The following is a 20433-nucleotide window of genomic DNA, read 5'->3' as shown; positions in this document are numbered from 1 at the left end:
GGTGGGAGCCGACTACAACATGCTGCTCGTCTCGCGAATGCGTGACGAATCTCCGCGCAGCGTGCGTTACGGCATCATTCGCACCCTGGGTTCGACGGGCGGTGTGATCACCGCCGCGGGGCTGATCTTCGCCGCGTCGATGTGCGGCCTGTTGTTCTCCAGCATCGGTACCGTGGTCCAGGGCGGCTTCGTGATCGGGGTGGGAATCTTGCTGGACACCTTCTTGGTGCGCACCATCACGGTTCCCGCCGTCGCCGCGCTGGTCGGCCGGGCGAACTGGTGGCCGTCACGGGCGTCCGGCCGCAACCCGGTCAGGGCGCGCCCGTGACGTATGTGAGACTAGAGAAGCCGAGGGGTCAGGGGTAGGGATGAAGAAACTACTCGCAGGAGTGACGGCGCTGGTAACTGTTGGCGCCACAGGGTGTTTCGGCGCGGGAAGGGTCTCCGCCGACGACACGCCGATCGGCGGTCCGCCGACCCCCGGAGCGCCGGGCGACCAGACCGCGTTCGCGCTCGGCGGCGCCCATGTGCTCGGCATCCCCTACGACGAATACATCCGCCAGGAGGGTGCCCAATGGTTCCCGGGGCAGAAGCGAGAGATCGTCGGCTACCCGGCGGGTCAGGTTCAGGGCCACGTGCTGGAGCGACTCTTCCCGGGCATCGGCAAGGTCGGCGATGAGATCTTCCCGGGCCTGGGTCTGGACGGCCCGAGCGTCGGCGAGTCGGTCGACACGGGCGTAGACAACCTTGTTGGCGCGATCAAAACCGGTCGCCCGGGTACGGCGATCGGCTTGTCCGAGGGCGGGTTCGTGGTCGATGGCGCGCAGGCTCGACTGGCGAATGACCCCACCGCCCCCCCGCCGAACACGCTGAACTTCGCCACATTCGGCGACCCGATCGGGCATCACGCCTTCGGTCAGAGCTTCCTGACCTCCGTATTCCCGGTCGGCAGCACCGTTCCCGCGCTCGACTACACCATGCCGCCGCCCTACGAGAGCCAGTACGACACCAACAGGTTCGTGTCCGCCTACGACTCGATCGCGGACTTCCCCGACCGACCCGACAACTTGTTCGCCTTCGCCAACACGCTGATGGGTCTCGCCACCGGTCACACCGCGGTGGCCTTCACGAACGCGAGCATGGTGCCGCCGCAGAACATCAGAACCACGGTCAACTCCCGGGGCGCGAAAGACACGACGATCATGGTCCCGGAGAAGCACCTTCCGCTGGTCATGCCGCTGAAATACATTGGGATCCCGGAAGACACGCTGAACAAACTCGACGCAATCCTGATGCCCCGGGTGAACGCCGGCTATTCGCGAAACGACGACCCGTCGACCGCTCCGGTTCAGGTGGACCCGGTGCACGGCTTCGACCCGGCGGAAGTCACCGCGCCGGCCAACCAGGCGACGTTCGGCGGCGGCGCCGACCCGTTCTCACAGATCCTTGCCGGTGCCATGTCCGTGTTGTCGCACGGCGCGGGACAGGCCGACCACTGACGTCGATGCGGCGCGTGGGACAAAAAAGTACGGACGTAATGTGACACCACCCCCTCAGTCATCCGTGCTGTCGATGCTGCATGGGCGCGCCAGCCTGCGGCCCGATGACATAGCGTTCACCTTCACCGATTACGAGGACGACTGGGCGGGCGTGCCCGAAAGCCTCACCTGGTCGCAGTTATCCCGCCGAACGCTCACGGTGGGACGCGAGCTCAGCCGGCACGGATCGGTCGGCGACCGGGCGGTGATCATGGCTCCCCAGGGCCTGCACTACGTCGCGGCGTTCCTGGGATCGATGCAGGCCGGGCTGATCGCGGTTCCGCTCCCGCTGCCGCACCGCGGCTCGACTCAGGAGCGGGTGGGTGCGGTTCTGGCCGACACGTCACCCGCGGTCGTTCTCACCACGTCCGCGGTCGCGCACGACATCGCCGAATATGTCAATCAGGCCGGCTTGGACGCGGTTCCCGAGATCCTGGAAATCGATGCGCTGAATCTGGACGCCGAGGGCGGAACGGGCGTTCGCACAGCCGATTTGCCGAGCACCGCGTATCTGCAGTACAGCTCCGGCTCCACCCGGCTGCCGACCGGCGTCATGATCTCGCACCGCAACCTGCAGGTGAATTTCGACCAGCTGATGCGCAGCTTCTTCGCGGAGTCCCAGATCAAAGTCCCATCGGACCTCACGATCGTTTCGTGGTTGCCCTTTTACCACGACATGGGTTTGGTGCTGGGGGTCTGCGCACCGATCCTGGGCGGCTTCCGCGGCGAGCTGACGAGTCCGGTCGCGTTCTTGGAGCGGCCGGCCAGATGGGTGCAGGCATTGGCGAAAAATCCGCACGCGTTTTCCGCGGCGCCGAACTTCGCCTACGACCTGGCCGCCCGCAAGACAACCGAGGGCGACCTGGCCGGGCTCGACCTCGGCGGGGTGCTGGGCATCATCAGCGGCGCCGAACGCGTCGAGCCGGGCACACTGCAACGCTTCGTTGATCGGTTCGCTCACTTCAATTTTCGCGATCATATGGTGCGCCCCTCGTACGGCCTGGCGGAAGCGACCGTCTTCGTAACGGCCGGCACCTGGAGCGACTCATCGGGCGCGGTTCATTTCGACACCGAGGAGCTCTCCGCCGGCCGCGTTCAGCGATGCGCGGAGGACACCGGCACGGCGCTGGTCAAATACAAAGTGCCGCAGTCGCCCTCGCTGCGCATCGTCGACCCCGACACGAGCCGCGAATGCCCGCCCGGCGTGGTCGGTGAGATCTGGCTCCATGGCCCCAATGTCGCCGACGGCTACTGGGGCAAACCCCCGGAGGAGCAGCGCTGCTTCGGCGTGGAGCTCGTCGACCCGTCGCCGGGCACGCCCGACGGACCGTGGCTGAGAACCGGCGACCTGGGTTTCCTGTTCTCCGGTGAGCTGTTCATTGTCGGCCGCATCAAGGATCTGCTGATCATCCGCGGGCGCAATCACTATCCCGAGGACATCGAGGCGACGGTCCAGGAGATCACGGGCGGTCGGGTCGCGGCGATATCGGTTCCGGTGAACAGCACCGAGAAGCTGGTCACCGTGATCGAGCTCAAGAAGCGGGGCGATTCCGCCGAGGAGGCGACCCACTGGCTCACCGGCCTCAAAAGCGACGTCACCTCGGCGATCTCCAACGCGCACGGGTTGCATGTCGGGGACCTCGTCCTGGTGCCGCCCGGGTCGATTCCCACCACGACGAGCGGCAAGATCCGACGCGCCGCCTGCGCCGAGCAATACCGCCAGGACCAATTCAACCGGCTGGACGCCTGAGCCCGGACCCCGGTTGCACATAATGGTGCAACCGCACCGGCAAAGGAGCCATTCGATGAGCACAACCAGCGCAGACCGCCCGTTTCGCGTGATTCAGTGGACCACCGGCAACATCGGGCGCCGCTCGTTGCACGCCATCATCGGCCGGCCTGACATGGAGCTGGTCGGGGTATACGCGCACGGCGCCGAAAAGGTCGGGGTTGACGCCGCGGAGCTGTCCGGCTGGCCGGAGCCGACCGGGGTCAAGGCCACCAACGACATCGACGCGCTGCTCGCGCTGCGACCCGACGCGTGTTGCTATAACCCGTTGTGGCCCAGCATCGATGAACTCGTGCGACTGCTGGAGTCGGGCGTCAACGTGTGCACCAGCGCCGCGTGGATCACCGGCGGCAAGCAGACACCGGCGGACCGCCAGCGCATCGCGCAAGCCTGCGAGCGGGGCGGTTCGACGATCTTCGGCAGCGGCGCGCACCCCGGGATGACGAACATGGTCGGGATGGTGCTGTCCGCCTCCTGCGAGCGCGTCGACGAGATCCGCATCACCGAGTCGGTGGACTGCTCGACGTACGAGTCGGCCGAAACCCAGACGGCCATGGGGTTCTCGCAGGATCCCGACACCCCGGGGCTGGCCGAGAACGTCCGGACCGAAAGCGAGGTCTTCGCGGAATCCGCCGCGATGATGGCCGACGCGATCGGAGCGAAGCTGGACCGGATGACCTTCGACGTCACCTTCACCGCGGCCGCCGCCGACTCCGATCTGGGCTTCATGAAGATCCCCGCGGGCACGGTGGGCAGCGTCTACGGCTACCACCGCGGCTGGGAAGGCGATCGCAACGTCGTCAGCGTCGGATTCAACTGGACCATGGGCAATCACGTGGTGCCGCCCAAACCCCTGGAGCACGGCCACGTCATCCAGGTATTCGGCCTGCCCAACATGCGCACCGTGCTGCACTGCCTGCCGCCGAAGGATTGGACGGAACCCGGATTCATGGGGCTGGGCATGATCTACACCGCGATGCCGGTGACCAACGCGGTCCCGGCCGTCGTCGCCGCCAAGCCGGGCATCGTCACGCTCGCCGACCTCCCGCCCGTCACCGGACGGGTGGCCCGCTGACCCTGTGTTGGCCGCCACAAAGTCGGCACCCACAGGAACGGTTCCGTGCACTACGGTTTACGATGCTTAGCTGAGCAATGTATCGGCAAACCGGCGTTGTCGGTGGCGCCGGTGGTCCGCAGGGCGAGCGGAAGGCGGTCAAGGTGAAGGCCCTAACCCGGGCGCTCAAACGAGCGTGGATTCCGCTGGTGTTGGTGGTCGTGCTCGCCGTCTCGACCTTGGTCGTCTCACGGCTACACAAAATCTTCGGGTCCCAGGACCTCAACGCGAATGCGGGCAAGGGGATCGAGATCGTGCAGTTCAATCCGAAGGTCGTCGTCTACGACGTCTCCGGCCCGCCGGGGTCCACCGCGAACATCAACTACTGGGACGAGAACGCCAACACCCACCAAATCAACAACGCCCCGCTGCCCTGGTCGACCACCATCTCCACCACGCTTCCGTCGGTGAGCGCCAATATCATGGCGCAAAGCGACGGCAGCCGGATCAGCTGCAAGATCATCGTGGACGGCGTCGTGCGCGACAACCAGAATTCCGACGGCCATAACGCCCAGACCTTCTGCCTGGTGAAGTCCGCATGACCGACATCGACAAGGCCGATTCCGGCGCCAGACGCGCCGAAGACGAAGCCACGGGCCCGATCACGACCAACAAGCCCAGCATGGCGGATCGCGGCCACCGTCCTTATCTCCCCCACGCGATCCGCATCTTCGCGATACCGATCATTTTGGCCTGGGTGGCCATCACCGTACTGGTGAACGTCATCGTTCCCACACTGGAAAAAGTCGGCGAGGCGCATTCTGCGCCGATGACGCCGCTGGACGCGCCCTCGATGAAGGCGATGATGCGGATGGGCCACAACTTCCGCGAATTCGATTCCAACAGCACGGTGATGATCGTGCTGGAGGGCCAGCAACCCCTCGGCCCCGAAGCGCACCGGTACTACGACAACCTGATTCGACAGCTCCGCCAGGACCCCAAGCACATCCAGCACATCCAGGACTTCTGGGGCGACCGGCTGACGGCGGCGGGCGCCCAGAGCGCCGACGCCAAGGGCGCCTATGTGCAGATAAACCTTGCCGGTAATCAAGGCACCACTCTGGCCAATGAGTCCGTGGACGCCGTCCGCAAGGTGATCGACGAGAACAAGGCGCCACCCGGCGTGAAGGCCTACGTCACCGGTCCCGCCGCGCTGTCCGACGACATGCACATCATCGGCAACGCCAGCCTGGCCAAGATCACGCTGTTCACGCTGGGCGCCATCGCGATCATGTTGCTGCTAGTGTACCGGTCCATCGTTACCACACTCGTGCAGCTGTTCATGACCTTTGTCGCCCTGGCCTGTTCACGCGGGGTGGTCGCGGTTCTGGCTTATCACAACGCATTCGGGCTCACGACCTTCGCCGCGAACATTCTCACCATGCTGGCGATCGCCGCCGGAACGGACTACGGCATCTTCCTTCTCGGCCGCTATCAAGAGGCATTGGCCGCTGGTGAGGATCGAGAAAGCGCGTACTACACCACATTCAAGGGCGTTGCTCCCGTGGTCTTGGGCTCGGGCCTGACGATCGCCGGGGCGACATATTGCCTGAGTTTTTCGCGGTTGCCCTGGTTCAACACCATGGGCGCACCCGTGGCGATCGGCATGCTGGTCGTGGTCGCGGCAGGGCTTACGCTGGGCCCCGCGGTTGTCTTCGCCGGCAGTCGCTTCCACCTCTTTGAAAAGCAGGCCAAGCGCGGTCGGCTGTGGCGGCGGGTGGGTACCGCGGTAGTGCGTTGGCCCGCACCAGTATTGGCCGTCAGTGCCGCGATCGTGCTGGTCGGCATGATCGCCCTGCCAAGCTTTCACACGAGCTACAACGACCGCCATTACCTGCCGTTGTCAGCCCCGTCCAATCAGGGGCAAGAGGCCGCGAACCGGCATTTCTCCGAGGCGCGGATGAACCCCGACCTGTTGATGGTCGAGTCCGATCACGACATGCGAAACCCGGCCGACATGCTGGTGTTGGACCGGGTGGCAAAGAACGAGATGCGCACGCTCGGCATCGCCATGGTCCAGGACATCACCCGGCCGCTGGGGATCCCGATCCAGCACAGCTCGATTCCGTTTCAAAACAGCATCCAGAGTCAGACGACGATGCAGAACATGAGCTTCCTCAAGGAGCGCATGAACGACATCCTCAGGATGGCCGATGACCTGCAGACCCAGATCGACACCACCCAACGCCAGTACGAGGTGTCGCTGGACCTGGCCAATGCCGCCGACGACAGCGCAAAGACCACTCAGGTGACGTCGCAGATCACCGACAGGCTGCGCGACCACATCGCGGATTTCGACGACACCTTCCGGCCAGTGCGCACCTACTTCTACTGGGAGAGGCACTGCTATGACATCCCGTTGTGCTTCGGGCTGCGATCCCTGTTCGACACGTTGGACGGCTTCGACCAGCTGGCCGAGCAGTTCCACTACCTCTCGGCCGACATCGACCACACCGCTAGGGCCACCCACGACCTCAACGCGCTGTTCCCCACGCTGATCACCACGCTGAAGACCACCAGGGGCATCACGCTGACGCTGTACCAGACGTTCAAGGCGATGATCAACCAGATGGAGGCGATGAGTAACACCGCCATCGTGATGGGCCAAAGCTTCGATCAGTCCAAGAACGACGACTTCTTCTACCTGCCGCCGGAGGCCTTCGACAACCCCGATTTCCAGACGGGCCTGCGCATGTTCCTGTCGCCGGACGGCAAGTCGGCGCGGTTCTTCATCACCCATCAGGGCGATCCGATGACGCCGGAGGGCATTGCACGGGTCGACGCCGAACGCACCGCCGCGCAGGAGGGGTTGAAACAGTCCTCGCTGTCGGATGCCCGGGTGTATCTCGGCGGCACCGCCGCGACGTTCAAGGACATGGCCGACGGCGAGAAATACGACCTGATGATCGCCGTGGTGTCGGCCCTGACGCTGATCTTCATGATCATGCTGCTGCTCACCCGGAGCGTGGTGGCCGCGCTGGTGATCGTCGGCACCGCGGCCAGTTCGATCGCCGCGTCATTCGGGCTGTCGGTGCTGATTTGGCAGGATCTGTTCGGCATCAGAATCCACTGGATCGTGATGGCGCTGTCGGTCATCATCCTGCTTGCCGTCGGATCTGACTACAACCTGCTGCTGGTGTCGCGGTTCAAAGAGGAAATCCATCGCGGGCTCAAGACGGGGATCATCCGATCGATGGCCGGCACCGGTGGGGTGGTGACCGCCGCGGGGCTGGTGTTCGCCTTCACCATGGCGTCCATGCTCGGCAGCGACCTGCGGGTGCTGGGGCAGTTCGGGTCCACGGTGTGCATCGGCCTGCTGCTCGACACCCTGATCGTGCGCACGCTACTGATGCCGTCGATTGCGGTGTTGCTCGGACGCTGGTTCTGGTGGCCGCTCGTTGTTCACCCGCGCGGTGACTACGGCCGTCCCCCTGCCGTGACGGCACCGGTGGCGTCAGCCGCCAGGGGCTAGATCCAGGCAGACCGCGACGGCGCCCGGACCGACGTGCAGCCCCAGCACCGGCCCCAACGGGCTGACGATCGCCGGCTCGCACGCCGGTAGCCGCTCCGCCAGGGCCGCTGCGACCTCCTTCGCGCCGTCGGGGTTGTCGACATGGTGCACCGCCAGGGCGGCCGTGGCGTCACCGACGACCTCGCAGACCCGGTCGATCATCGCCGCCGTCGCGTGGGTGACGGTGCGAATCCGTTGGGCCAGAACGAGTTTCCCGTCATCGATGCGCAGCACCGGCTTGAGCGCCAGCGCGGTGCCCAGCCAGGCCGTGGCCCCGCCGATCCGGCCGCTGCGACGCAGGCTGTCCAGCCGGTGGACCACCACGAACGCCCGGCCGCGCGACACGGCCGACGCCGCGGCGCCCGCGACGGCGTCCACGTCGCCGCCGGCGGCCGCGGCCCGGGCGGCGGCCAGCGCCACGAAACCGGTGCCCATCGCCGCGGATCGCGAGTCGACGACGCGCACGTTCGGGTCGAGGTCGGCCGCCGTCCGCTGGGCGGCGCCGCAGGTTCCCGACAGCGCCGAGGAGATGTGCACCGCCACCATGCCGTCGCCCCCGCTGTCGGCCAGCGCCTGCTGGTAGGCGTTGGCCAGTTCGGCGGGGGTGGCCGCCGCGGTGGTGGCGTGCCGCTGGTAGATGTCGTCGGGGAGGTCGTCGATGCCGTCGCGCAGGTCGCGGCCGTCGAGCAGGATGTGCAGCGGAACCACTCGTATCGACCACTTTTCGAGCAGGTCGGCGGGCAAGCGCGACGACGCATCGGTCACCACCACGACAGACATGCGCTACCCGCGTGGCTTCTCGTTGGGCACCCCAGCTTGGGCCAGCGCCTTGAGCATCAGCTCCGCGACCGCCTGGTGGGCTTCGAAATTCCAGTGGATGCCGTCGGGATTGCCGCGGCCGCTCATCACCTGTTCGGCCACCGCGGCCTTGAGATCCACCAGCGGAATGTCGTGTTGCTGCGCCCATTCGGTGATCGCCGCGACGGTCCTGGGCCGGCCGTGATGGGCCTTGCCGTAGGTCTCGGCGAGGTGCACCGACGGCAGCGACGCGACGATCGGGATGCCTGGGCGATTGAAATCGATTGCGGCACGTGTTTGTTCGAGGTATTCGGCGGTCAAGTGCGGCGGCAGGGCCGGCCTCGCCACCGGCGAAAGCCTGGGCTGCAGCCAGCCGTAGCCGTCGCGGGCCCAGCGCCGCAGCCACGGCGGCCGCACGTAGCGGATCAGCTCGCGCAATGCGGTCGGCAACACCGAAGGCAGCGAATCCATCCCGCCGGTCGCGAAGACCACCGCCCCCGCCCTGGGCAGCGCCGCCCAGGCCCGTGGGTCCTGGGTTGCCGCCCACCAGATGTCGCGGCTGGTCCAGCCGATGCGACCGATCAGCTCCACATCCCAATCCAGTTGTGAGGCAACAATATTAGGCCAGATGCGCGGATCGTCGGCGGGCAGTCCGCCGGCCGGCCCGTAATAGGACAGGGAGTCGGCGAACACCAGCAGGGTGGGCCTGGATCGCGAGTCAGAGGACATCGTTGGATACCTGCGCCGAAGCGTTCCACACATCCAGGCGCCAGCGGATCTCAGCGAAATCGGCGCCGGCTCCCGAATCGTCGGAGTGGCCCGACAGCTGCACCCAACTCGCGTTGCCCATGCCGCCGAGGATCGGCCAGTTGGCGACCGGAAGCCGCAGCAGCGCGGCCGACAGCGCGGCGATCAGCCCGCCGTGGGCGACCAGCACCACCGGTCGGTCCGGTTGGTTCGGGTCGCCCCATTCCGACTCGCCGGACACCAGCTCGGCGATCAGCGGCAGGCTGCGGGCGGCCACATCGACCCTGCTTTCCCCGCCATGCGGCGCCCACGTCGCGTCCTCGCGCCAGGCCAGGCGGGCGCCCGGCGCCTCGACGTCGATCTGCGCGTGCGTCAGGCCCTGCCAGTCGCCGAGATGGGTTTCCCGCAAGCGATCGTCCACCCAGACCTTCAGCCCCGTCCGCTCCGCCAGCTTGAGAGCCGTGTCGTAGGCGCGCCGCAGATCCGACGAGACGATCAGCAGCGGCTGCAGCTTGCCCAGCACCTCGGCCGCGGCCACCGCCTGGGCGCGGCCCAGTTCACTGAGCTGGGTGTCCAGCTGGCCCTGCATCCGGCTGCCGAGATTGAAGTCGGTCTGCCCGTGCCGCAACATCACCAGGCGGCGGACCCTCATTGCGCGCTCGCCGAGTCGTCCAGGTCCACCGGCACCACCGGGCAATCACCCCACAGCCGGTCCAGGGCGTAGAAGTTGCGATCGTCCTGGTGCTGGATGTGCACCACGATGTCGCGGTAGTCCAGCAGCGTCCAGCGCCCCTCGCGGGCGCCCTCGCGCCGCGCCGGCCGGTAGCCGGCTTTGCGCATTTTCTCCTCGACCTCGTCGACGATCGCGTTCACCTGCCGCTCGTTGGACGCCGAGGCGATGACGAAGCAGTCCGTGATGAACAGCTGGCCCGAGACGTCGATGACGAGCACGTCGTCGGCAAGTTTCGAGGCGGCCGCGCTGGCGGCGACGGTCGCCATGTCGATCGCTTCCTGCGTGGCGGTCACGGGTTGTTCCCCGTGGCCAGGGTGGATTGTTCGGCGCGGTACAGCCGGCGCTTGGAGACGTACTGGACGACGCCGTCGGGCATCAGGTACCAGAGCGGGCGGCCCTGCTCGGCGCGCTGGCGGCAGTCGGTCGACGAGATCGCCAGCGCCGGGATCTCGACGAGGGTCAGCGCGTCCTCGGTCAGCTCGCCCAGCACGCCGGTGATGTGTTCGCGCCGCAGTTCGTATCCGGGGCGGCTGACGCCGATGAAGCGCGCCAGTCCGAACAGTTCTTCCCAGCCCTGCCAGGACAGGATGCTCTCGAGCGCGTCGGCGCCGGTGATGAAGTACAGCCGCGATTCCGGGTTGAGGGCGTGCAGATCCCGCAGCGTGTCCCGGGTGTAGGTGGGGCCGCCGCGGTCGATGTCGACCCGGCTCACCGAGAAGCGGGGATTGGACGCGGTGGCGATCACCGTCATCAGATAGCGGTCCTCGGCGGCGGAGACGTGCCGGCTCTTCTGCCACGGCTGGCCGCTGGGGACGAACACCACTTCATCGAGGTCGAACAGGTCGGCAACCTCACTGGCGGCAACCAGGTGGCCGTAGTGGATGGGGTCGAACGTCCCACCCATCACTCCCAACCTGCGAAGCTGCTTTTGCACGATGTGCCAGCTTACTTGAGCCGGCGACCGCGCCCGATTTCGTCACCGGCGCCACACCAGCCTCCGCGTGGGGAGGCCGGTGTGGTGCCCGCCTTCGAGCGACAACGGGCGCCGCCGACGGGGACGCGTGTGGCCGGTGCGAAACGACGCGACGCCGGCGCCCTCACACCGGCAGCAGCCGGTCGATCACCGCGGCCAATTGCTTGGCGGACCGGCATTCGTGCATCGTGATGACCTCTTGGTAGCGCGGCACCGCCGAGTCGCCGCTGCCCCACAGGTGCGCGGGTTCGGGGTTGAGCCAGTGCGCGTGCCGGCTCGCGGTGACCATGTGGGCCAGCAGCTCGGTCTCCGGATTGCGGTAGTTGGTGCGGCCGTCGCCGAGCACCAGCAGCGAGGCGCGCGGCGACAGCACGTTGGGAAACGCTTGCGCGAACGACGCGAACGCGTTGCCGTAGTCGGAGTGCCCGTCGCGGCTGTACACGCCGGCCTCCCGGGTGATCCGCTGGATCGCCACGGCCAGGTCGGCTTCGGGCCCGAACATGTGGGTCACCTCGTCGGTCGTGTCGATGAAGGCGAACACGCGGACCCGCGAGAACTGTTGGCGCAGCGCGTGCACCAGCAGCAGCGTGAAGTGGCTGAACCCGGCGACCGAACCCGAAACGTCGCACAACACCACCAGTTCCGGCCGCGCCGGACGGGGTTTGGCCAGCACCACATCGATCGGCACGCCGCCGGTGGACATCGACTTGCGCAGCGTCTTGCGCAGGTCGATCACCCCGGCGCGCGAGCGTCGCCGGCGGGCCGCCAGCCGGGTCGCCAGGGTGCGGGCCAGCGGCGCCACAACCCGTTGCATCTGGCGCAGCTGTTCGCCCGAGGCGCGCAGGAACTCGACGTTTTCGGAAAGCTGCGGGATGCCGTACATCTGGACGTGGTCGCGGCCGAGCTGCTCGGCGGTGCGGCGCTTGGTTTCCGCGTCGACCATCTTGCGCAGCTGCGTGATCCGCTGCGCGGCAAGGGCTTTGGCGATCTGCTCCTGGGTGGGGGTGGGCTCGTCGCCGTACGGGGCCAGCAGGCCCGCCAGCAGCTTGCCCTCCAATTCGTCCAGCGCCATGGCCTTGAGCGCCTGATACGACGAGAACGACGGGCCGCGGCTGGAACTGTATTTCCCGTAGGCCTCGACGATCCGCGCGACCATCGCCACCAGGCGCTCGTCCATGTCCGCGAGGTCGGGGTTCTCGTTGAGCAGGTCCAGCAGCATCTGGCGCATCGCCTCGACGTCGTCGGCCGGCAGGGATTCGCCGCCCGACGTCGCGTCGGCCGCATCGTCGGTGACCACCGCCCGCGCGCCCAACGCCGCGGGAAACCACAGGTCGAACATGGCGTCATAGGTGTCGCGATGATCGGGGCGGCGCAACACCGCGCACGCGATGCCCTCGCGGAGCACCTCGCGATCGCTCAGGCCAAGGGTGGCCATCACCCGGCCGGCGTCCACGGTCTCCGAGGGCCCCACCGAAATACCCACTCCGCGAAGCGCTTCCACGAATCCCACCAGGTGGCCCGGCAACCCGTGCGGGGCGAGCGGGCGGGTGGGACGGGTGCGGCGGGCGGCCATCAGTTGAGCCTGAGCTCCCCGGCCGCGCGTTGCTGGTCGGACTGGTGTTTGAGGACCACACCCAGCGTCTGGGCGACCACCGCGTCGTCGATGGTGTCCAGGCCCAGCGCGAGCAGGGTGCGGCCCCAGTCGATCGTCTCGGCGATGGAGGGCACCTTCTTCAGCTGCATCCCGCGCAGCACGCCGATGATGCGCACCAATTCCTCGGCCAGGTGGGCGGGCAGCTCGGGCACCCGCGACAGCAGGATGCGCCGCTCCAGGTCGGGGCTCGGGAAGTCGATGTGCAGGAACAGGCAGCGGCGCTTGAGCGCCTCGGACAGCTCGCGGGTGGCGTTGGAGGTCAGCAGAACGAACGGCGTCCGCGCGGCGGTGATCGTGCCCAGTTCGGGGACGGTCACCGCGAAGTCGGACAGCACCTCGAGCAGCAGGCCCTCGATCTCGATGTCGGCCTTGTCGGTCTCGTCGATCAGCAACACGGTCGGCTCGGTGCGCCGGATGGCGGTCAGCAGCGGACGCTGCAGCAGGAACTCCTCGCTGAACACGTCGTCCTTGGTCTGATCCCAATCGCCGGAGCCGGCCTGGATGCGCAGGATCTGCTTGGCGTGGTTCCACTCGTACAGCGCGCGCGCCTCGTCGACGCCCTCGTAGCACTGCAGGCGCACCAGGCCCGAGCCGGTCGCCTGGGCCACGGCGCGGGCCAGCTCGGTCTTGCCGACGCCGGCGGGACCCTCCACCAGCAGCGGCTTGCCGAGCCGGTCGGCCAGGAAGACGGCGGTCGCGGTGGCGGTGTCGGGCAGGTAGCCGGTCTCGGCCAACCGCCGCGAGACGTCGTCGATGTCGGCGAACAACGGCGCAGGCCGGGCGGGCACACTCACAATCTCAGTTCTCCTCAAGCTTTCTTCTCGGGGCGTCAGGCCGGGCGGGTCTGCCCGTCCCCCCACGCGATCCACTTGGTGGAGGTCAGTTCCGGCAATCCCATCGGTCCGCGCGCATGCAGCTTCTGGGTGGAGATGCCGATCTCGGCGCCGAACCCGAATTGCTCGCCGTCGGTGAATGCCGTCGAAGCGTTGACCATCACCGCGGCCGCGTCGACACCGTCGGTAAAGCGTTGGGCCGCAGCCATGTTCGTGGTCACGATGGACTCGGTGTGTCCGGTGCCGTAGTCGTTGATGTGGGCGATCGCGGCGTCGACGCCGTCGACCACCGCCACCGCGATGTCCATCGAGAGGTACTCGCGGCGCAGGTCGGCCTCGTCGGCGTCGGCACCAAGGCCGCCGTGAACCGTCACCCCGGCGTCCTCCAGGGCGTCGATGAGCCGGGGCATGGCAACGTCTGCGATGGCGGCGTCGACCAGCAGCGTCTCGGCGGCGTTACAGACGCTGGGGCGCCGGGTCTTGGAGTTCAGCAGGATCCGCTCCGCCACGTCCAGGTCGGCGGCTTCGTGCACGTAGACGTGGCAGTTGCCGACGCCGGTCTCGATGGTGGGCACCTGGGCGTCGCGCACCACCGCGTCGATCAGGCTCGCTCCCCCGCGCGGGATCACGACGTCGACCAGGCCGCGGGCCTGGATGAGGTGGGTGACCGTGGATCGGTCGGCGACCGACAGCAGCTGGACGGCGTCGGCGGGCAGGTCCTCGCTGATCAGCGACGCGCGCAGCACGTCGACGAGGGCCTGATTGGACTTGGCCGCCGACGAACTGCCGCGCAGCAGCACCGCGTTGCCGGATTTGAGGGCCAAACCGAAGGCGTCCACGGTGACGTTGGGCCGGCTCTCGTAAATCATGCCGACGACGCCGAACGGGACCCGCTGCTGGCGCAGGTGCAGACCGTTGGGCAGGGTGTAGCCGCGCAGCACCTCCCCGACCGGGTCGGGCAGTCCGGCGACCTGTCGCAGGCCGGCGGCGATTCCCTCGACGCGCCTGGGGTTCAGCGCCAACCGGTCGAGCATCGCCGCCGGGGTGCCGGCGGCCCGCGCGGCGTCGAGGTCCTCGGCGTTGGCCGCCAGGATCCGCTCCGTGTGGGCGACGACCGCGCCCGCGGCGGACTGCAATGCCGCATCCTTGGCGACGGTCGGCAACAGGGCCAGCGCGCGGGCGGCGACCCGGGCGCGGCGGGCGGCGTCGTGGACGTCCCGCCGCAAGTCAGGAAGCGATGGAGCTTGCAGACTCATTGAACCAGGGTATCGGGCCTTCGCCGACCAGGTCAGGCTGCCCCAGCCGACTGACGCTTACCCCACCCGCTGGCCGTGGCGCGCTTGGCGCACCTTGCTTTGCCGCTCTTCCAGGATGTGGCCGAAGTTCTGTAGTAGCAACGGTTCACGCATCACCAGGTGCTCGATGTGCTCCCGGTCGATCTCCAGCGCGGTCACTTCCTCGAGCGCGTACGCGCTCGCCATGTTCGGCTGCCGGGTCAGCGCGGTCAGGCCCAGGAACGAACCCTCGACCAGCGTGCTGATCGGCACGATCGAGCCGTCGTCGGCCATCGCGGCCAGTTGCACGCGCCCGGCGACCAGGAACGTCATCCCCGTGGGCACCTGGCCGGCGTACTCCACCGTTTCGTCGGCGCCGTACCGGACCAGCTCCGCGGAGGAATGCAGCGATCGCTGTTCGTCGGCGTTCAGCCGCAGGGCCGGCGCCACGACGGACCGCAGCGCCTTCTCCACCCGTTCGGGAGTCGAGTAATCGTCGTCGCAGTTGTCCAGGTGCAGGCCCTCCCGCCGGGCGGCGTACCAGACCCAGCGCAGGAAGGTCGACTTCGCGGCGCCATCGTCCGCAGGTGAGCTCAACCCGAAGGAGGTGCGGTATTCACCGCCGCCGGCGGGTACCGAGCGGGGCACGCTGTCGGGCTTGAGCTGGGGCAGGCCCAGCGCGACGCGCGAGAGCATGGCGCAAACCCGGTCGGGCGCGTCGGCGGCCGCAAACGTCGTCGAGATCGCCAATTTGTGGGTGCCGGCGGGACGACTGAGGTTGGTGAACGCCGTCGTGGCCAGCACCGAGTTCGGGGTGACCCGCATCCCGCTGCCGGTGTCGATGTGCACCGCCCGCCAGTTCACCTCGATGACACGGCCCCGCGCCGTCCCGGTGTCCAGCCAGTCGTTGATCCGGAACGGCTGCTCGAACAGCATGAACAGGCCCGACACGATCTGCCCGACGGAGTTCTGCAGCATCAGGCCGATGACCACCGAGGTGACGCCCAGCGCGGTGAACAAGCCGCCGACCCGTACGCCCCAGATGTAGGAAAGGATCACGACCAGGCCCACACCGATCAGCGCGAAACGCGCGACGTCCAAGAAGATGGCGGGCATGCGGGCGCGCCAGCTCTCTTCGGGCGCGCCTTCGAACACCGTGGCGTTGAGCCCGGACAGCATGAGCACCAGCACCAGAAAGCCGAACACCGTGGTGAGCAGCCGGACGGGGACGTCCCCGGCCGGCACCTGCGAGGCCTTGACCAGCAACAGCAGCAGCGCGACGAGCGGCAGCAGGTAGTTGCGCAGCAGGCCCACCTGCCGCGCCAGGCGGCTATTCCGGCGGACAAGGGCGTGGTGCAACTCCGTGAGGAAGATCAGCCCGACCGGGAACCCGATCGCGATGCCGATCGCCCAGTAGAACCACGAGGAGTTCCACAGATGCATCATCGCTCCGACAGCCGATACATCGCCTGCTCCGTCCCACCGACCGAGATCGTGCCGGCGGGCGTGAACTGCCGCACGTCGCGCATCGCCTCGTACACCGGGGCGCTGACATAGATGCCGGGTTGCGGTGCGCCCCTGTGCATCTGGTAGGCCAGGCTCACCGCGGCACCCCACATGTCGTAAACCAGACTCGACCGGCCCACCAGGCCGCTGATGACGTTGCCGGTGTTGATGCCGACCCGCAGGCCCAGATCGTGACCCGTCTGACTGTTGAATCGATCGATGATGCGGCGCATCTCGATGGCGAAGTCGACGGTCCGGTGAATGCTGTCCAAGCGCGGCGTGATCACCCCGCAGGTCGCGAGGTAACCGTTGTGGAACGTCCGGATGCGTTCGACGCCAAGGGTTTCTGCCGCCGAATCGAACTGCCGGAAAAGATCGTCGACGATGGCCACCAGCTCGCCACCCGTGAGATCGTTGGAAAGCTCGTCCAGCCCGGCGATGTCGGCGAAGATGATCGCGACGTCCTGGTGCTTCTGCGCGATGGTCGCTTCGCCCTCGCGGTACCGCTGCACGAGCGACTCAGGCATCAGCGCCAGCAGGAGGCGATTGTTCTCGTTGCGCTGCTCGTTGAGCAGCTCCTCCTTAATCGCCAGGTTGCGGCTCATCTCGTTGAAAGCCGCTGTGAGATCGCCTATTTCGTCGCGCGCCAGCACCGGGATGTCGATGTCGTAGTCGCCGGAGCTGATCTTCCGCGCACCCTCCTCGAGGCGCCGGACCGGGCGCATGGCCGCCTGGGCGATGAGCATCGAGGCCACGCAGATGACGAACACCAGCGCGGTGACCGCGATCACCAGCGTCTTGCTGAACCTGCCCAGCCGCGCAAACGCGTCCGAGTCGTCGCGTGTCGCCAGGATCGACCAGTGCAGGTTGGAGTTGGGGATGTCCAATGGCGCATAGGCTTCCAACTCCTTGTTGCCCGTGTAATCGGTGGCGCTCATGGTGCCGCTCTCGCCGCGCTGGGCGGCCTTGAGACCCGCGGTCGCAACCGGCTGCACCAGCGTGGTGCCACCCAACCGGAGCGCCCTTTCCACGACGTCGGGCGGGGTGCCCGCGGCGATGGCCTCGCGCCGATACTCCTGCGGGTCTTGCAGAAACAGCCGGGAATCCGAGCGCATCAGGTCGTCGGGGCCCGCCAGATACGTCTCGGTCGCCGTGCCCATGCCCGCGGCTTCCCAGTGTTTGTTGGCGGTCATGATGTTGTTGATCTTGGCGATCGGCACCGGCAAGGCCATGGCACCGTCCATCTTGCCGTTCATGCCGACCGGCGAGACCACCCAGGCGGTGGGCGCGTCGAGCGCCGGCTGATAGGGCTGGAAGTCGGTGATCCAGACGAAATCTACGTCGTTGGAGCGCAGCGCCTTCTGGTAGGCGTCCTTCAAATTCGATTCCCGGTAGGGGCCGTTGAGGATGTTGGTCCCGAGGTCGGGCCCCTTCCTGACGGAGTAGACGACGTTGCCCTGCAGGTCCAGCAGCAGCGCGTCGCGGTAATCGAAGCGGGTGACGATTTCGCGCATGTAGAAATCGAAGCGGGCATTGGCCGCCGACCATGCGCTGCCGTCGCCGGCGTCCGCGACGGGCAGCGAGTCGGCGGTCGGCCGCGGCGGCGCGGTGTAGTACGCCTGCAGGTATTTCTGCGCCGGGGAACTCGGCAGCACCGCGTTCAGGTCGATGACGTCGCCGGTCGCCTTTTTGATCGGCGCGATCATCTGGGTGTTGTAGTAGTTGACCAGCTCCTGTTCTTGAGCGGGGCTGATCGTCGCGTTGCCCAGTTGGTTCAGGCCCGCCGTCAGCGCTGCGGTGGCCTCGTTGACGCTGAATCCGCCGCTGTAGACGATCAGGGAGTTCGTCACCTCCCTGAACAACGCCTGAATCTGTCTCTTCTGCGACTCGCGCAGCTCGATCAACCGCTCGGATTCGACCTGCCGCAAGGCGTTGCGCCCGGAGATGGCCCCGATGAGACCGATCACGCTCACGCCGAGAATGCCCGACAGCAGCATCGCCACCAGGATCTTGGACTGGATGCCGAAACGAAAGCGGTGCCACACCAGCGGCCGGCGCGTACCTTTGCGCGGCTTTTCGGCCGGGTCGGATTCCGGGGTGGTTTCCGAGGCGTTGTCAGACGTATTTGCCCCGCCCGCTTTAGCGGCCGCTTCGGCGCCCTTGAGCTGGGTTGATGTCAATGGCCTTTCCCTCCCTGTGACGGGATGCAGCACCGATCACGCTGCAGACTAACGCGCGGACATCACGATATTGGGGATTGCCGAAAAAGGATCAGCGTCAATATGCCGAGGATGGCCATTGTCTAGGCCCCATTCGACCCGACTAACGTCGGCGCCATGGCACGGGTCTGCGTCGTCGGCAGCGTGAACATGGACCTGACCTTCGACGTCGATGCCCTTCCCCGCCCGGGCGAGACCGTGCTGGCGTCCTCGCTGACCTCGGCGCCCGGCGGCAAGGGCGGCAACCAGGCCGTGGCCGCGGCGCGCGCCGGAGCGCGCGCGCAGTTCGTCGGCGCCCTCGGCGACGACGCGGCCGCCGCACGCCTGCAAGCCCACCTGCGGGCCAACGGCGTTGGGCTCGACGGAATGGTCACCGTGCCGGGGCCAAGCGGTACGGCGGTCATCATGGTCGATGCCGACGCCGAAAACACCATCGTGGTGGCGCCGGGCGCGAACGGGCACCTGACGCTGGCCGGCGCCGGCGCGCGCGAGGTGATCGCCGACTGCGATGTGCTGTTGACCCAGTTGGAAATTCCGGTCCCGACGGCGGTGGCGGCAGCGCACGAAGCGCGCTCGGCGGAGGCGGTCGTCATCGTCAACGCCTCGCCCGCCGGCCGGTTGGACACCGGCCTGGCGGAACTGGCGGCCGCCGCGGACGTGGTGGTCGCCAACGAAGCCGAAGCCGAACGATGGCCGTGGCGGCCAACCCATTTGGTGGTCACCCTCGGTGCGCGCGGCGCCCGCTACAGCGGTGCCGACGGTGAATTCGCCGTGCAAGCGCCGGCGGTCAAGGCCGTGGACACCGCCGGCGCCGGCGACGTGTTCGCGGGCGTGCTGGCCGCCGGCTGGCCGCGCGACCGGAGCGCAGATCCAGCCACCCGGGCCGAACGGCTGACCGCGCTGCGCCGCGCCTGCGCCGCGGGCGCGCTGGCCACCCTGGTGCCCGGCGCCGGTGACTGCGCACCGCGCGCCGACGCGATCGACGCGGCTCTGCGGGAAGCCTTTCGGTGACCGAGAGCGGTGATGTACCCTCGCTGGCGATGACGGCGGTCATGGGAATTCGCATGCCAGCGACAGCCGCTGCCGACATGGCCCTGGTGCTTTTCGCGATCTTCGGCGTGCTCGGATTCGGCTGGCGCAGCTGGCTGCAGTATCGGCGCACCGGCTCCACCGGCTTTCGCGGGATCAGGGCCGGCGGCCTGCTGGAACGCCTCGCCGGCGTCGGCTTCGTGGTGGCGCTGGCGGTGGCGGTGAGCGCCCCAATCCTGCAGGAGGCCAAAGTGGTTGGCCCGCTGCGGATGCTCAACGAGGTCTGCATCCAAACCGTCGGCATCGTGCTGGCCACGGCGGGTATCGCGGCGACGGTGTACGCGCAACTCGAGATGGGTGATTCCTGGCGGATCGGGGTTGACACGACGGAGACCACCACGCTGGTGCATACCGGCATGTTCGGCCGGATCCGCAACCCCATTTACGACGCGATGTTCCTGTTCGGGATCGGCATCGTCCTGGTGACGCCGAACGTCGTTGCCCTCGCGGGCCTTATCCTGCTCGTCGCCACGATCGAGCTGCAGGTCCGTCGCGTCGAGGAACCGTACCTGTTGCGGACGCACGGCGACGCCTATCGCGCCTACGCGGCCACCGTGGGTCGATTCGTCCCCGGCGTCGGGCTCATTCGCTAGCGCCTAGGCGAGCGGGGCGTCGGTGGGGGCGGGTGAGGAACTCGCCGTAGCGTGCAGCGGAC

Annotated in this window: 18 protein-coding genes; 8 read left to right on the top strand and 10 right to left on the bottom strand. The window is 67.6% G+C overall.

The features are described 5' to 3' along the window. The 6 genes from A5787_RS24020 to A5787_RS23995 all read left to right on the top strand — a co-directional run. Positions 1–328, top strand: a 328-nt coding sequence (locus A5787_RS24020; protein ID WP_156764105.1) for an MMPL family transporter, incomplete at its 5' end; no start/stop codon positions are given. A gap of 40 nt (positions 329–368) precedes the next feature. After that, positions 369–1499 (top strand): acyltransferase PE, encoded by a 1131-nt coding sequence (gene pe, locus A5787_RS24015; RefSeq protein ID WP_066971717.1) that lies wholly within the window; start codon positions 369–371, stop codon positions 1497–1499. A gap of 40 nt (positions 1500–1539) precedes the next feature. Then, the gene (locus tag A5787_RS24010) at positions 1540–3288 is read left to right on the top strand and encodes an AMP-binding protein (RefSeq protein ID WP_082977419.1); all 1749 of its coding nucleotides are present in this window, start codon (positions 1540–1542) and stop codon (positions 3286–3288) included. Positions 3289–3343: 55 nt separating this feature from the next. After that, on the top strand, positions 3344–4402 hold the full coding sequence (locus A5787_RS24005) for a dihydrodipicolinate reductase (protein WP_066971715.1): 1059 nt from the start codon (positions 3344–3346) through the stop codon (positions 4400–4402). A 77-nt stretch (positions 4403–4479) separates the two neighbouring features. Beyond that, on the top strand, positions 4480–4983 hold the full coding sequence (locus tag A5787_RS24000; protein WP_231994139.1) for an MmpS family transport accessory protein: 504 nt from the start codon (positions 4480–4482) through the stop codon (positions 4981–4983). After that, positions 4980–7913, top strand: coding sequence for an RND family transporter (locus A5787_RS23995; protein WP_066971713.1), 2934 nt, complete (start codon positions 4980–4982; stop codon positions 7911–7913). The genes A5787_RS24000 and A5787_RS23995 overlap by 4 nt, the downstream gene beginning before the upstream one ends. On the opposite strand, the gene A5787_RS23990 is transcribed toward A5787_RS23995, so the two are convergent. The 10 genes from A5787_RS23990 to A5787_RS23945 all read right to left on the bottom strand — a co-directional run bounded on the left by A5787_RS23990 (position 7896) and on the right by A5787_RS23945 (position 18515). Then, the gene (locus A5787_RS23990; RefSeq protein WP_066971711.1) at positions 7896–8732 is read right to left on the bottom strand and encodes a DegV family protein; all 837 of its coding nucleotides are present in this window, start codon (positions 8730–8732) and stop codon (positions 7896–7898) included. The two genes, A5787_RS23995 and A5787_RS23990, sit on opposite strands and share 18 nt — an antisense overlap. A 3-nt stretch (positions 8733–8735) precedes the next feature. Beyond that, on the bottom strand, positions 8736–9479 hold the full coding sequence (gene octT, locus A5787_RS23985) for a diglucosylglycerate octanoyltransferase (protein WP_066971709.1): 744 nt from the start codon (positions 9477–9479) through the stop codon (positions 8736–8738). Continuing rightward, positions 9469–10149, bottom strand: a complete 681-nt coding sequence (gpgP, locus tag A5787_RS23980; protein ID WP_066971707.1) for a glucosyl-3-phosphoglycerate phosphatase — start codon at positions 10147–10149, stop codon at positions 9469–9471. The genes octT and gpgP overlap by 11 nt, the downstream gene beginning before the upstream one ends. Beyond that, positions 10146–10523 carry a ribosome silencing factor gene (gene rsfS / locus A5787_RS23975; protein ID WP_066971704.1) on the bottom strand — a complete coding sequence of 126 codons (378 nt, stop codon included), beginning with the start codon at positions 10521–10523 and terminating at the stop codon, positions 10146–10148. The genes gpgP and rsfS overlap by 4 nt, the downstream gene beginning before the upstream one ends. Beyond that, complete coding sequence (gene nadD / locus A5787_RS23970) at positions 10520–11164, bottom strand: nicotinate-nucleotide adenylyltransferase (protein ID WP_082977418.1); 645 nt, start codon at positions 11162–11164, stop codon at positions 10520–10522. The genes rsfS and nadD overlap by 4 nt, the downstream gene beginning before the upstream one ends. A gap of 163 nt (positions 11165–11327) precedes the next feature. After that, complete coding sequence (locus tag A5787_RS23965) at positions 11328–12776, bottom strand: VWA domain-containing protein (protein WP_066971701.1); 1449 nt, start codon at positions 12774–12776, stop codon at positions 11328–11330. Beyond that, a complete protein-coding gene (locus A5787_RS23960; protein WP_066971699.1) occupies positions 12776–13651 on the bottom strand; it encodes a MoxR family ATPase in 876 nt (291 codons plus the stop codon). Before A5787_RS23960 ends, A5787_RS23965 begins: the two co-directional genes overlap by 1 nt. A gap of 35 nt (positions 13652–13686) precedes the next feature. Continuing rightward, positions 13687–14946, bottom strand: coding sequence for a glutamate-5-semialdehyde dehydrogenase (locus tag A5787_RS23955; RefSeq protein WP_066971697.1), 1260 nt, complete (start codon positions 14944–14946; stop codon positions 13687–13689). A 57-nt stretch (positions 14947–15003) separates the two neighbouring features. Continuing rightward, the gene (locus A5787_RS23950) at positions 15004–16407 is read right to left on the bottom strand and encodes a mechanosensitive ion channel domain-containing protein (protein WP_066971695.1); all 1404 of its coding nucleotides are present in this window, start codon (positions 16405–16407) and stop codon (positions 15004–15006) included. Beyond that, positions 16407–18515, bottom strand: coding sequence for an adenylate/guanylate cyclase domain-containing protein (locus A5787_RS23945; RefSeq protein ID WP_369829157.1), 2109 nt, complete (start codon positions 18513–18515; stop codon positions 16407–16409). The genes A5787_RS23950 and A5787_RS23945 overlap by 1 nt, the downstream gene beginning before the upstream one ends. Before the next feature lie 291 nt (positions 18516–18806). Between A5787_RS23945 and A5787_RS23940 the strand changes: the two genes are divergently transcribed. Together A5787_RS23940 and A5787_RS23935 are read left to right on the top strand one after the other, a co-directional pair. Then, positions 18807–19700, top strand: a complete 894-nt coding sequence (locus A5787_RS23940) for a PfkB family carbohydrate kinase (protein WP_066971691.1) — start codon at positions 18807–18809, stop codon at positions 19698–19700. 53 nt (positions 19701–19753) lie between these two features. Next, complete coding sequence (locus A5787_RS23935) at positions 19754–20371, top strand: isoprenylcysteine carboxylmethyltransferase family protein (protein ID WP_066971725.1); 618 nt, start codon at positions 19754–19756, stop codon at positions 20369–20371. Positions 20372–20433: the final 62 nt, after the last annotated feature.

It is taken from the genome of Mycobacterium sp. 852002-50816_SCH5313054-b, from assembly GCF_001667185.1.
Lineage (GTDB): Bacteria > Actinomycetota > Actinomycetes > Mycobacteriales > Mycobacteriaceae > Mycobacterium.
The sequence above is the reverse complement of the archived record's forward strand: the minus strand, read 5'-3'. Positions and strand labels throughout refer to the sequence as shown.

Coding starts and splice junctions, on each gene's coding strand:
- pe (WP_066971717.1), top strand. CDS start 369: ATGAAGAAACTACTCGCAGGAGTGACGGCGCTGGTAACTGTTGGCGCC.
- A5787_RS24005 (WP_066971715.1), top strand. CDS start 3,344: ATGAGCACAACCAGCGCAGACCGCCCGTTTCGCGTGATTCAGTGGACC.
- A5787_RS24000 (WP_231994139.1), top strand. CDS start 4,480: ATGTATCGGCAAACCGGCGTTGTCGGTGGCGCCGGTGGTCCGCAGGGC.
- A5787_RS23995 (WP_066971713.1), top strand. CDS start 4,980: ATGACCGACATCGACAAGGCCGATTCCGGCGCCAGACGCGCCGAAGAC.
- A5787_RS23990 (WP_066971711.1), bottom strand. CDS start 8,732: ATGTCTGTCGTGGTGGTGACCGATGCGTCGTCGCGCTTGCCCGCCGAC.
- octT (WP_066971709.1), bottom strand. CDS start 9,479: ATGTCCTCTGACTCGCGATCCAGGCCCACCCTGCTGGTGTTCGCCGAC.
- gpgP (WP_066971707.1), bottom strand. CDS start 10,149: ATGAGGGTCCGCCGCCTGGTGATGTTGCGGCACGGGCAGACCGACTTC.
- A5787_RS23965 (WP_066971701.1), bottom strand. CDS start 12,776: ATGGCCGCCCGCCGCACCCGTCCCACCCGCCCGCTCGCCCCGCACGGG.
- A5787_RS23955 (WP_066971697.1), bottom strand. CDS start 14,946: ATGAGTCTGCAAGCTCCATCGCTTCCTGACTTGCGGCGGGACGTCCAC.
- A5787_RS23950 (WP_066971695.1), bottom strand. CDS start 16,407: ATGCATCTGTGGAACTCCTCGTGGTTCTACTGGGCGATCGGCATCGCG.
- A5787_RS23940 (WP_066971691.1), top strand. CDS start 18,807: ATGGCACGGGTCTGCGTCGTCGGCAGCGTGAACATGGACCTGACCTTC.
- A5787_RS23935 (WP_066971725.1), top strand. CDS start 19,754: ATGCCAGCGACAGCCGCTGCCGACATGGCCCTGGTGCTTTTCGCGATC.